The sequence below is a fragment of the Streptomyces sp. NPDC030165 genome (assembly GCF_055573595.1).
The window spans coordinates 546,636-559,303 of record NZ_JBVIBD010000003.1 but is presented as its reverse complement, the minus strand read 5'-3'; the positions used below and the strand labels follow the sequence as shown (position 1 = coordinate 559,303).

Genomic DNA, 12,668 nt, shown 5'->3' with positions numbered 1-12,668 from the left:
CGTTCACCCGTCCACCCACCCGAACGAAACCGGCCCGCCCGATGCCCGACAGCTCCGCACCGCCCCACGGCAACCGCGCACTGGTCGGCCGTGCGGAGGTCGTACGGCTCCTCGGCACGGAAGCGGAGCGGGCCGCCGCGGGCGAGTTCCGGCTCGTGGAACTGACCGGGGACCCCGGGGCGGGCAAGACCAGACTGCTCGGCGAGGCCGCCGGGGCCGCGCTCCGGAACGGGCTGACCGTGGTGCGCGGCCGCGGCACCGAGTACGAGAACGACGTGCCCCTGTCGCTGGCCGTCGACGCCCTGGACGACGAGGTGGAGAGCCGGGCCGAGCACGTGCGCGCGGCCCTGGACCCGGAGAGCGCGCGGCTGCTCGCCGATGTCTTCCCCGCCCTGCCGGCGGACCGGCCGGGGCCGGACGCCGCGGCGGCCCCGAGCACCGGCCTCAACCGCTACCGCGTGCACCGCGCCGTACGCCTCCTGCTGGAAGCCCTCGCGGCGCCCGGCGGCCTCGCGGTCCTGCTGGACGACGTGCACTGGGCCGACGAAGGCTCGGTGGAGCTGCTGTCGCACCTCGCCCGGCACCCGCCGCGCGGCCCCCTCCTGCTCGCCGTCACCTACCGCACCCGCCAGGCGGGCCCCCGGCTGACGGCGGCCCTCGCCGACGCCGCGCCGGGGCTGCGTACCCGTATCGAAGTCGCGCCGTTCACCCTCCGGGAGGCCGGTGAATTCCTCGGTCCCTCCGTGGGAGCCCGGCGCCGCCGCGCGCTGTACGAGGCCAGCGGCGGTAATCCGCTGTACTTGGAGGCGCTGGCCCGCTCCGCCGCCACGCCCACCGGCAGCCCCGTCGAGAGCGCCGCCCCGCCCGACGACGACGGACTGCTGCCGAACGCGGTACGCGAAGCGCTGGCCGCCGAACTGGCCGCGCTCCCCGACGACGCGCGGCTGGCCGCCCAGGCCGCCGCCACGCTCGGGGACGAGTTCGAGCCGGGCATGGTGGCCGTCGCCGCGCTCACCACCGAGGCGGAGGCCCTGACGGCCCTGGACGAGCTGGCGGTACGGGACGTGGTGCGCTGCGCGCCCGCCCCGGGCCGCTTCCGCTTCCGCCACCCCGTCGTCCGGCACCTCGCGTACGCCTCCTCCGGCGCGGGCTGGCGGGTCGCCGCGCACGCCCGCGTGGCCGCCGCCCTGGACGAGCGCGACGCGCCCACCGTCACCCGTGCCCGCCACATCGCCCGCTCGGCGCGCTTCGGCGACCTGCTGTCCGTCGGTGTGCTGGTCGAGGCGGCCCGCGCGACCGCGTACCAGTCCCCCGCGACCGCCGCGCAGTGGCTGCGCACCGCTCTGGACCTGCTCCCCGAGAATCCCGGCGGCACGGCGGACGGGCCCGCGCCCGACCGGCTCGCCCTGCTCGTCGAGCTGGCCCGGCTCCAGGGCGTCGGCGGACGGCTCGTCCAGGGCCGCGACACCGCGCTGGAGGTGCTGCGGCTGCTGCCCCCGGACGCCTGGGCGCAGCGGGCCCGCGCCGCCCGGTTCTGCGCCATCCTGGAACGGCTGCTCAACCGGCAGGCGGAAGGCCGCGCCCTGCTCCGCTCGGAGCTCAGCCGGGTGCCGCCGGAGCACGCGGCGGACGCGGTCCCGCTGCACCTCCAGCTGATCGGCGACAGCCTCATCCGCGCCGACTTCCCGGGCGCCGCCGAGCAGTTGGACCGGCTGACCGCCGTACTGTCCCGGTCCGGCGATGGCGCCGAGGCGGCCGGCGGCGCGTCCGACGACTGGGTGCCGCTCGTGGTGCTGCGGCTCGGCTGCGCCTACGGCGCGGGCGACCTGGACGCCGCGCAGGACCTCGCCGCCCGGGCCGAGCGGCTGACGGCGGACGCCACCGACGCCGACCTGGCCCCGTGGCTGGAGTCGCTGTCCTTCCTGTGCTGGATCGACGCCATGATGGGCCGGCTGCCGCAGGCCGCCCGCACGGTCGAGCGGAGCCTGGCCATCGCCAACGCCACCGGGCAGAGCTACCTGTCGCCCTGGATGCTGACCGCCCAGGCGTTCACGTACGGCCGTACGGGGCGGCTCGCGGAGGCCGTCGACCGGGCCGAGGACGCGGTGGACGCGGCGCGGCTGCTCGGCTCCGACGAGTGCGTGGCCCTGGCGCTGGCCGTCAAGTCGCTCATGGTCCGCTGGACGGGCGATGCCGCCGCCGCGCTGGCCCTCGCCGACGAGGCGATCCGGCACGCGGACGGCCGCCGGGAGTGGTGGGCGCGGCTCGGCGCCGTCGGCCGCGGCCTGGCCCTGGTGGGCCTCCAGGAGGTGGACGCGGGCGCGGCGCAGGTGCTGGCCGCGTGCGACGAGTTCGTCGACCCGCTGCTGGAGCGCAGTTGCCTGCTGGTGTGCTGCGAGGCGATGGCCGACGCGGAGGCCGAGCGCGGCCGGCCCGAAGCGGCGGCGGGCTGGGCGGACCGGGTCGCGGCCGTTCCCGGGGGTGCTACGGGGTCGGGGCACGCGGTGCTGGCGCGGGCCCACGCGGAGCAGGAGGGCGACCCGGCCGCCGCGGCCCGCGGCGCGGCCCGGGCGGCGGAGCTGTTCGAGGCGACGGGTGAGCGGCTGTTCGCGGCGCGGGCCTGGCTGCGGGCCGGGACCGCGCACGCCCGCGGCGGGCAGAAGTCCGCGGCACGTACGGAGCTGGCCCGGGCGGCGGAGGTGTTCGCCGCGTGCGGAGCGCTCGGGTTGCACGCCCGGACCGTACGCGAGCAGCGGCGGCTGGGCGTCCGGGCCAGGCGGGCGGCGGCGCAGCCGGACGGGCGGCTCTCGCGGCGGGAGGCGGAGGTGGCCGAGCTGGTCCGGCAGGGGTTCAGCAACCAGCGGATCGCCGAGCGGCTGTTTCTGAGCCCGCGGACGGTCGAGACGCACGTGGCGCACGTCTTCGCGAAGCTCGGGGTGTCGTCGCGGGCGGCGGTGGCGGGGAAGCTGGCGGGGGTGCGGGGGCCGGAGGGCTGAGGGGGCGGGTGTCCTACGGGGGGCCTGGGGGCGCCAGGGCCTGGCACTCAGTAGCGCGGCCCTCCGTGTCCGTACCGGTTCAGTAGTGGGGCCCGTGTTTTCCCCGATGTGGCGAGGGGGTGCCGGGGCGCACGGTGGGGGAGTCAACCTTCCCACCGCCCGGAAACGAGCCCCCGACATGCCTGAGCTCACCGAAACCCCCGCCCCGGCGGCCGCCGCCACCGAGCCGGCCGTCCTCACCGAACCGGCACCCCCGGCCCCCTCCCCGGCGGCCCAGGCGGCCTCGACCGCCCCGCCGGCCCCGAAAACCTCACCGGCCCCGCCGGCATCGGAGACCCCGGTGGTCCCGCAGGTCCCGGCCGTACCCGCGCCGCCGCCCCTGGAACCGTTCCTGGACCCGCTGCGGATCCCACCGGTCCTGCGGCCGGAGCCCGCCCCGGAGACCGGCCGCGCGGAGCTGACCGTACGGACCCGGCCCGTCCACGTTTCATTGCACTCGCAACTTCCCCCGTCGCTGATGTGGGCCTACGAGGGCCAGGTCCCCGGACCGACGATCGAGGTACGGCGCGGCACCCGGCTGCGGGTGTCCTGGGAGAACGGGCTGAGCGGCCCGTACCCCTTGATCAAGGTCGAGACGCGGGTGCCGGCGAACATCATGCGCCCCGGTTACGACCCGGCGGCCGACACCTTCGACCGCAAGGTGGCCGCGCTGCCGCCGTGGACGGTGGTGCACCTGCACGGCGCGCGGACCAGCGGTGTCAACGACGGCTGGACCGACAACGCGGTGCCGCCGGGCGAGACCCAGCTCTCCGAATACCTCAACGACCAGGCGGCCTGCACCCTCTGGTACCACGACCACGCCATGAACATCACCGCGCTGAACGTGATGACGGGCCTGGCCGGCATGTACTGGATACGCGACGAGGAGGAGACGGCGCTCGGCCTGCCGGACGGCGCCCGCGAGATTCCGCTCGTCCTGTGCGACCGCAACGTGGACACCGACTGGAAGGGCCGCCCGACCGGTGTGCTGATGCACAAGGTCCTGCGGGACGCCCAGGACGTGCCCCGGCCGTTCTTCGGCCCGTACAACGTCGTCAACGGCGTCGTCCAGCCGCACCTGGAGGTGGCCGCCCGCTGGTACCGCTTCCGGATCGTCAACGGCTCCAACGCGCGGTTCTTCACCCTGCGCCTGTGCCACGAGGACGGTACACCGGTCGACCCGGAACTGGTCGCCCGCGCCTTCCACCAGATCGGTACGGACAGCGGGCTGCTGCCCGAGCCGGAACCGCTGCCGGAACAGGGACTGACCCTGGCCCCCGCCGAACGCGCCGACGTGCTGGCCGACTTCTCCGTACTGCGGGGCATGCGCGTCCACTGGGCGGACACCGCCACCAACCCGCCCGGCCCGGCGCCCACCCCCGAAGTGCTGCAGTTCCGGGTCGCGGACGAGGCGGCGGACGACCCGTTCACGCTGCCGGGCCGGATCAGTCCGTCCTACGTACGGCTGAGCCACGCCACGGCCCCCGACCACGAGCACCGGTGGATCGTGCTGACCCCGCCCGCCGCGACCGGGATGCCGATGATGTGGGAGATGGAGACCGTCGAGGACGCCTCGTCGGTGGAGATCCCCAGCGACGGCATCGTGCAGGTGCAGCGGCCCGGACAGCCCCTGCTGACGCTGCGCCGGGTCGCCGAAATGTTCAACGACACCACCACGATCATGGCGCGCGAAGGCGGCTGGGAGCAGTGGAACGTGCTGAGCCTGGGCGGCCCCGTGCACCCCTTCCACATCCACCTGATCCGCTTCCAGGAGACCCGGCGGCAGAACTACGACGCGCGCGGTTTCCAGCGGCTGTACCACGGCGACGGCACGGTCCGCGGCCACGGCACCGTCACGCCCGTCACCTTCACCGGGGACCTGCCCGTCGAGGGCGCCGACCTCGGCTGGAAGGACACCGTACGGGTCGGCGACACCAGGCCGGCGCCCGCCGGGTCCGGCCAACTGGTCTCCGTACTGGGCCGGTTCGACGGCGGCTCGGGCCGTTACATGTACCACTGCCACATCCTCGAACACGAGGACGAGTCGATGATGCGGCCGTTCACGGTCATGCCGGGGCCGGTGATGGACATGCACCCCGGAATGCACGGTGGCGGCATCCACGGGGGCTCAGGGGGCCACGGAGGTCACTCGTCATGACGTCCCCCTCTTCCACCCCACAGGACACCGCCCGCACCGCCCCGAAGGAGCGAACCACCATGACCACCCCGACAGACACCCCACGCCTGCGCCACCCCGACGGACGCCGCGTCCGCCCCACAGGCGGCCAGACCCGCGTCCTGCCGGTGGAGAGCCCGGCGCAGCTGTGCGAACGGCTGCCGCTCACCTACCACGCGGCGCACACCGTCATGACCGCCCGGCACGACATCGTGCGGGTCCTCGACGGCCGGGACGACCGGCTGCTCGTCATCGTCGGGCCGTGCTCCGTGCACGACCGGGCGGCCGCCCTCGACTACGCGTCCCGGCTGCGGGACGCGGCGGCCGCGCTGGCGGACGACCTGCTCGTCGTGATGCGGGTCTACGTCGAGAAGCCGCGCACCTGCCTCGGCTGGCCCGGCCTGGTCGGCGACCCCGGCCTGGACGGCGGCGCCGACCTCGGCCGCGGCCTGGCCGAAGCCCGGTCCCTGATGCTCGACATCGCCGAGTCCGGGCTGCCGGTGGGCTGCGAATGGGTCAACCCGGCCACCCCTGCGTACCTGTCCGACGTCGTCGCCTGGGGCTCCATCGGGGCCCGTACGGCGGCGAGCCAGGTGCACCGGGACCTGGCCAGCGGCCTGCCGATGCCCGTCGGCGTCAAGAACGGCACGGACGGCTCGGTGCAGACCGCGGTCGACGCCGTACGAGCCGCTGCCGCACCGCACACCTTCCTCGGCGCGTCCGGCGCCGGGCCGGTGTCCCTGCTGCGCACCAGCGGCAACCCGGACTGCCACGTCGTCCTGCGCGGCGGCGCGGACGGCCCCAACTACGGTGCCGCACACGTCCGCCGGGCAGCGGAGCTGCTCACCGGCGCCGGACTGCCGGCCCGCGTCGTCGTGGACGCCAGCCACGGCAACAGCGGCAAGCAGCACGAGCGGCAGCACGCGGTCGCCGAAGACCTCGCGGTACGCGTCGCCGACGGCGACACCACCGTGCGCGGCGTGCTCCTGGAGAGCTTCCTGGTGCCCGGCCGCCAGGACGCCGGCGCCGGCCGCCCGCTGGTCTTCGGACAGAGCGTCACCGACGCGTGCATCGGCTGGAGCGGCACCGCCCAGCTGCTGCGGGAGCTGGCCGGCGCGGCACGTGCCCGCCGCCGCTCCTCCTGCCCCCACCCCCGCCGGGCGGCGGCCGGCCCCGGTTCCGCCCCTGCTCCGGAAAGGACCTGACCGTGTTCACCCCGCTCCGCTACCCCAGTACCGACCGCCACATGCCGGACGGCTGCGCCGCCGGCGACCGGTCCCCCGGCCGGGCGGCCCCCCGCCCCTTCGACCTCGGTGACGTCGCCCGGTTCTCCAGCCCGCTGACCCGGATGCTGCTCGCCAGCGACGGGCTGACCACCACCCTGCTGGAGTCCGCGCTCGCCACGCCCCTGCGGCTGCGCGTCCTGCACCAGGGCACCGCGCCCGCCGCCGCGCAGGACGCGCTGGCCCGCCGCTGCCTGAGCCTGGGCCGGGACGAACAGGTCCTGGTACGCCGCTCCGCGCTGGCCGACGCCGCGCTGACGCCCGTCTCGCTGAACACCGTCATCGGGCTGGTGCCCGACGACCCGGCGCTGGCCGCGTGCCTCACCAGCGGCCGTACGCCGATCGGTTACGGCCTGCGGGCCGTCGGCGCGATGCGCGGCCGGCGGCTGGTGGAGGTCGGCGTGGCCGGGTGGGAACACGACGGCCGGGTCCGGCCCGCCGTGTTCAAGTCGTACGTCGTGCTCGACGGTGACCGGCCCTGGCTGTTCATCCGCGAACTGTTCAACCCGCGGCTGGTGCCCGCCGGTCTGGAGGAGGACGGGCGCGACGGCCCGGCACCGGGTGCCGATCCGGTGCCGGTCCGGCCGCAGCCGGTCGTCGTCCCGTCGCCGCCCGTACGGCAGCGCCTGGCGGGCCGCCCGCGTCCGCTCACCGAGGAGATCGGGCGTGCCGGGCCCGCCGTACCGGACCCGCATCCGGCGCTGGCCCCGACGGTGGGCGGCGAGGCGTTCCTGCTGCACCTCGGGCGCCATGCGACCGGGGCGCTGACGACGGCGGCCTCCGGGCTGGTCCACTACGTGGCCGGTGTGCCCGTCACCGTCGTCACCGGCGGGCACCCCGCGCCGGGCGTGCTGCCCCGGGAGGCGCGGTGGGTTGCCGAGGAGTACCGCGCGGCGGCCGGCTCCGCCGCCTGGCTGGACGACTTCCCGCAGCTGATGACGTTCCTCGACGCCTGCCCGCCGGCCGTCGCCGGCCAGGTCCGCTGGACGGCCGGCGGTGACCGCGTGCCGCCGCCCGGTGCGGTGGCCGGGCTGTGCCCCCGGCCGGGCTGCCACCCCCGCGAGGTCGCCGCGCGGTGCGCGGCGCTCAATCCGGGGCGCGTGCCCGGGCGGCTCCTGCTGGCCGTACGGCTCGCTCCGGACCGGATCGTGGCCGAACTGCCCGCGCTGATCGAGGCCGTGGCCTCCACCGGCACTCCGGTGACGTGGGTCTGCGCGCCCCGGCCCGGCGGGGCCACGGCGGCGGCCGAGGTCGACCTGTTCTTCGACACCCACGACTCGGTGGGCAGCCGTCCGGGCGGGCTACTGCTCGACGAGAGCGGCCGCAGCCCGGCCGAGGTACTGCGGACGGTCCACGCCGCCGCGGCCGCCTGGCGGCCGGCGGCCTGATCCGTCCTCCCCCGTTCCCCCCGTACGCACCCCCGTACCCATCACGAAAGCGAGCCTCTCATGTCGTACCGACACCACCCGGACATCGCTCTCATCGACGAACAGGGCTCCCTCACCCGCCGCGCGCTGCGTGCCGCGGTCACCTGCCGGGCCGCCGAACTCGCCGGGGCGGGCCTGCGCCCCGGTGACCGGGCGGTGCTCTGCCGCCCCAACGGCCGCCAGTGGGTCGTCGATCACCTCGCACTGGCGGAGCTGGGCGCGGTGGGCGTTCCGATGAACGCCGCGTCCGCGCCGGACGAGATCCGTCACGCGGCCGCCGACAGCGGCGCCGCCCTCGTCCTCACCTCCACGGAGCCCGGCCGCCCGCCACCGGGCCCGCCCCGCTCCCCCGCCGCCGACCTCTCCTGCATCGCGACCATCGCCTACACCTCCGGCACCACCGGCCGCCCCAAAGGAGCGCTCCAGACCCGGCACGCGGTGCGGCTCGGCGGGGAGAACATCGCCCGGCGTCTCGCACTGGAACCCGGCGACACGGTGCTCAGTCCGCTGCCACTGGCGCACACGTACGGCACCAACGTGCTGAACGCCGCGCTGTCCGCCGGTGCCGCCCTGGTCCTCCTCACCCGCTTCACCGAGGAGGCGGTCGACGCGGCGCTGCGCCGCCACCGCCCCACCGTGCTGGCCGGGGTGCCGACGATGTACCGCAGGCTGCTGGCCCGTGCGGGGCTGCCGCTGGAGTCGGTGCGCTGTTCGCTCTCCGCGGGCCAGCCCGCCGGAGCCCAGCTCGCCCGCGCCTGGCAGGAACGGTCCGGCGCCGTCTTCGCCGAGGGCTGGGGCATGACCGAACTGGCGGGTCTGGCCGCGCTCACCCCCGCCGACGACCCCGGCCACCCGGGCACGTCCGGCCCGCCCGTACCGGACGCCCGGGTCCGTACGGGCGCGGACGGCGAGCTGCTGGTACGCGGCCCCTTCGTCACCCCCGGCTACCTCGGCGCCCCCGAGGCCACCGCACAGGTTCTGATGCCCAGCGGTGAACTGCGCACCGGGGACGTCGGCCGCGTGACGGACGACGGTGACGTGACCGTCCTGGACCGGCTCAAGGACGTGATCCTGTGCGGCGGTTACACGGTCTACCCGGCCGAGGTGGAGCGGGTGATCGCCACCCACCCGTCCGTGGCCGCGGTCGCCGTCACCGCCATGCCGGACGCGGTACGCGGCGAGTCCCCGCAGGCCTGGATCGCGGCCGTCGCCGACGGGGCCGCCGACGAGGCCGCGATCCTCGCCCACTGCCGGGCGCACCTGGCCCCGTACAAGATCCCCCGCCGTACGACATTCCTGCCCGAACTTCCCACCACCGCGGGCGGCAAGGTCGCGCGCGGCCGGCTGCCCCGTCAGGAGCCGTCATGAACACCACTGCGACACCGCACGTCCTCGTCGTGGGCGCGGGCCCGGTCGGGCTGGCCACGGCCCTGCTGCTGCGGGCCCGCGGCCTGGCCGTCACCGTCCTGGAGGCGGCGTCGGAAGACGCCCCGCGCCCCGGCAGCCGGGCGATCTTCCTGCACCGGCAGTCGCTGGCCACGCTCGCCGCCGCCGATCCGACGCTCGGCACCGAACTGGTCGGCAACGGGCTGGTCTGGGGCGCGAGATCCACGTCCTTCGAAGGCCGGGAGATCCACCGCCGTACGTACACCCCGCCCCCGGCGGACCGCGCGCCGTTCTCCAGCCTCCCGCAGCCGGTCATGGAGGACCTGCTGCGCGCGGCCTGCCGCCGCGCCGGAGCGGAGATCCACTGGAACACCCCGGTCGCCGGTCTCGCCTCCTCGCCCGACGGCGTGCTGGTGCGCACTCCGGGGACCGGGCACCGTGCCTCGTACGCCATCGGCTGCGACGGGGCCAGGTCGGCCGTGCGCCGGGCCATCGGCGTACGGCTGCGCGGGCCCCGCTCCCCGCACGCGTTCCTCGTGCTCGACGTCGCCGACGACCCCGGTCATCCGCTGCCGTACGAGCGGGCGTTCCACTACCGCGACCCGCGCATGGCCGGCCGCAACGTGCTGACCGTGCCGTTCCGCGGCGGACTGCGCGTGGACGTGCAGTGCCGCCCGGACGACGACCCTGAGGCGCTGGCCGGGGCCGCGGCGGACTGGCTGCCCGGCCTGCTGCCGGACGGGCACGCCTGCGCCGTCACCTGGTCCTCGCACTACCGCTTCCAGCAGGTGGTCGCCGACGGCCTCACCGACCTGCACGGCCGCGTGCTGCTCGCCGGGGAGGCGGGACACCTCTTCGCCCCCTTCGGGGCGCGGGGCCTGAACTCGGGGATCGCCGACGCAGCGGCGGCCGCGGCCGCGCTGGCCACCGGCGACGTGGCCGGCTTCGCGGCCGCCCGTCACCGGGCCGCCCTGCTCAACCGGCAGGCGGCCGGGTGCGCCCTGGCCCATCTCACCGCTCCCGCGCCCTGGCGGCGCACCGCCCAGCGGCTGGCGGCCGCCGCGGCGCCGCGCTCGCGCCGTGCCGGACGCTGGCTGGACTCCGCCCCGTACGGACCGCGTGACGCCGGCATTCCCGGGAGCCGCTATTGAAGACCGGTGTCGCACGTTCCTCCCGCGTGCGACACGGACGGTACCGTTCCACCGCACCTCACCGAACTCATACGGCACAGCGGCACCTCTGATCCCGAACCGCCTTGCGCACGCCCCCGATTACTGCATCCTGGTCACTCACGACGGTGACCACGAGGGGGCACGGTGCAGTCCCGACGTGATCTGATGATCCGGGAGTTCGTCGGCCAGCGGCTCATCCGGGCACGCGGTGAGCACACCCGGCATCCGGTCCTGCTGCTCCTCGGACCCCGCGGCAGCGGAAAATCCGCGCTGACGGACCGGCTGGAGACCTGGGGCAGCCGGGCACCGCTGGCCGCCCTGGACCTCGCGGCGCTCGACGACGGGGTGCACCACCCCGTCGACGTCCTGGCCCGTATCGCCTTCCAGCTCAACGCCCGGCGGCCGGACTTCCCGCCGGTGGCCCTGCCGTCCTTCGCCGTCCTGCTGATGGCCCTGTCCGCCGAGGCCGATCCGGAGAGCCGGGACGCCGCGCTGGCCCAGATGCGCGAGGCGCTGCGGACGGGCCGCGCGGAGGACCATTCGCTGGCGGTGCTGCGGGAGCTGGTGGCCTCGGTCGGCGTGCCGATGGGGCTGCCCGGCTGGTCGGCGGCGGTCGTGCCGCTGATCCAGGGGTGGCAGCGGGCCCGGGTGTGGTGGGGCGTGCACCGGCGGCTGGGGCGGGTACCGCGCGGCGGCTCCCGGCCCCAGGTCCCGGCGGACGCCCTCGTCGAGCTGAACCAGCACTTCCGGCACGGGACGGCGGCCCAGCGGGAGCGCGCCGAGTCGGTGCTGCTCCAGGCATTCCTCGCCGACCTCCAGGGCGCGTACACCCGGCACGGCGGCGACCGGACCCGCACCCTGCGCTGCCTGGTGCTGCTGGACAACGCCGACAGCGAGCTGGGCGACGCGTTCCTCCGGGCCCTGGTCGAGGCGCGGGCCGCCGGGCCGGAGCATCCGGACCCGCTGGTCGTCGTGGCGAGCGCGCGCCGCGCGCCGGACGTGCTGCGGCAGTTGGAACAAGGACCCCGGCAGCTAGGCAGCTACCTGTCGTGCTGGCAGCCACCGGAGCAGGCGGACGGGCCGGAGCTGTTCGTGCCGCGGGTCGTGGCCCGGCCCGGCGGCGGTGCCCGCCTGGAGGTGGCGCAGTTGCGCCTGCTGGACCGGGCCGAGGTGCAGGAGCAGGCAGGGCCGTACGTGAAGCGGATGCCGCGCGAGGCGCTGGCGGGCATCACCCATCCGGTGGCCTGGCTGGGCCGTACGGTCCACGAGTTGACGCGCGGCCACCCGGCCGCGACCCGTGCGGTGCTGGACGCGCTGGAAGACTTCGCGCCCGAGGTGCCGTGCGGGCGGCGGCTGCGCCTGGTGATGGCGCCCGAAGGGCCGCACTCCGTCACGAACGAGCTGCTGGAACTGCTGCTCCAGGACCTGCCGCGGGAGCTGGCCGACGGGGCCCTGCCCCGCGCGGCCGCCGCCGTCACCCTCGGGCAGGCCGCCGGCGCCACCGACCTGTGGCGGCAGGCCGACGCCCCGCCGCGGCTCCTGCGCGAGCTGGCCCACGACGACCGGCACGCCGAACGGATCACCTTCGACGGACAGCCGCACAGCGCGCTCCCGTACCTGGTCCGCACCCTGCTGCTGGGCCGGCTGTCGCTGGCCCCGGCGCCCGCCGCCGATGCCTCCGCGACGCCGTGGAACCGTACGCACGAGATCCTGCGGTACGCGGCGGATTCGGGGCGGACCGGCGCCTACCACCGGCTGGCGGGCGGTGACGTCCAGGGCGCCGCGGCCTACCTGCACGGGCGCTTCCTCGACGTGTGCGGAGGCGGCGGTCCGGCACAGGCGTGGTGCGAGGAACTGTCCTGGATCCAGCGCGCGCCGCGCCGCTGGGAGGCGGACGCGCTGGACCGCTCAGCGGGCGCGGAGTTCCAGCACCGGCTCGCGCGGGCGCAGAGCCCGCCCGACCAGCTGATGGTCACCCGCCTGCTGGTCGCCGGGTGGATCACCACCCACCCGTCCTCCGACCCCTACGCGTCGCTGTGGTCCGACCCATTGGGCGATCCGGCGGCCGAGCTGTACCCGAAGATTGTCGATGCACTGCAGACCCTGAGCGGCCGGCTGAGCGACGAGACGGACCACGACGTGCTGTGGCAGCGGGCGGCCGCCTACGAGAGGAAACCCTGGTGACCGTC

At 76.0% G+C, this 12,668-nt stretch carries 7 protein-coding genes; all 7 read left to right on the top strand.

Features of this window, described 5'->3' with window-relative positions; all coding sequences use genetic code 11:
- Nucleotides 1–41: 41 nt before the first annotated feature.
- Complete coding sequence (locus ACZ4Z1_RS08665; RefSeq protein ID WP_468485834.1) at nucleotides 42–2,996, top strand: helix-turn-helix transcriptional regulator; 2,955 nt, start codon at nucleotides 42–44, stop codon at nucleotides 2,994–2,996.
- 178 nt (nucleotides 2,997–3,174) lie between these two features.
- Nucleotides 3,175–5,193 carry a multicopper oxidase family protein gene (locus ACZ4Z1_RS08660; RefSeq protein ID WP_468485833.1) on the top strand — a complete coding sequence of 673 codons (2,019 nt, stop codon included), beginning with the start codon at nucleotides 3,175–3,177 and terminating at the stop codon, nucleotides 5,191–5,193.
- Between the two features lie 59 nt (nucleotides 5,194–5,252).
- Nucleotides 5,253–6,416: a 3-deoxy-7-phosphoheptulonate synthase gene (locus ACZ4Z1_RS08655; protein ID WP_468485832.1), complete on the top strand. Its 1,164-nt coding sequence runs from the start codon at nucleotides 5,253–5,255 to the stop codon at nucleotides 6,414–6,416.
- Nucleotides 6,417–6,418: 2 nt separating this feature from the next.
- On the top strand, nucleotides 6,419–7,882 hold the full coding sequence (locus ACZ4Z1_RS08650; RefSeq protein ID WP_468485831.1) for a 3-deoxy-7-phosphoheptulonate synthase: 1,464 nt from the start codon (nucleotides 6,419–6,421) through the stop codon (nucleotides 7,880–7,882).
- A gap of 60 nt (nucleotides 7,883–7,942) precedes the next feature.
- On the top strand, nucleotides 7,943–9,289 hold the full coding sequence (locus ACZ4Z1_RS08645) for a class I adenylate-forming enzyme family protein (protein WP_468485830.1): 1,347 nt from the start codon (nucleotides 7,943–7,945) through the stop codon (nucleotides 9,287–9,289).
- Nucleotides 9,286–10,458 carry an FAD-dependent oxidoreductase gene (locus tag ACZ4Z1_RS08640; RefSeq protein WP_468485829.1) on the top strand — a complete coding sequence of 391 codons (1,173 nt, stop codon included), beginning with the start codon at nucleotides 9,286–9,288 and terminating at the stop codon, nucleotides 10,456–10,458. The genes ACZ4Z1_RS08645 and ACZ4Z1_RS08640 overlap by 4 nt, the downstream gene beginning before the upstream one ends.
- Nucleotides 10,459–10,623: 165 nt before the next feature.
- On the top strand, nucleotides 10,624–12,663 hold the full coding sequence (locus ACZ4Z1_RS08635) for an ATP-binding protein (protein WP_468485828.1): 2,040 nt from the start codon (nucleotides 10,624–10,626) through the stop codon (nucleotides 12,661–12,663).
- The last annotated feature ends 5 nt before the right edge of the window (nucleotides 12,664–12,668 follow it).

Excerpts from the sequence above, each read along its gene's own strand:
- ACZ4Z1_RS08655 (WP_468485832.1), top strand. The coding sequence starts at position 5,253 with ATGACCACCCCGACAGACACCCCACGCCTGCGCCACCCCGACGGACGC.
- ACZ4Z1_RS08645 (WP_468485830.1), top strand. The coding sequence starts at position 7,943 with ATGTCGTACCGACACCACCCGGACATCGCTCTCATCGACGAACAGGGC.
- ACZ4Z1_RS08660 (WP_468485833.1), top strand. The coding sequence starts at position 3,175 with ATGCCTGAGCTCACCGAAACCCCCGCCCCGGCGGCCGCCGCCACCGAG.
- ACZ4Z1_RS08665 (WP_468485834.1), top strand. The coding sequence starts at position 42 with ATGCCCGACAGCTCCGCACCGCCCCACGGCAACCGCGCACTGGTCGGC.
- ACZ4Z1_RS08640 (WP_468485829.1), top strand. The coding sequence starts at position 9,286 with ATGAACACCACTGCGACACCGCACGTCCTCGTCGTGGGCGCGGGCCCG.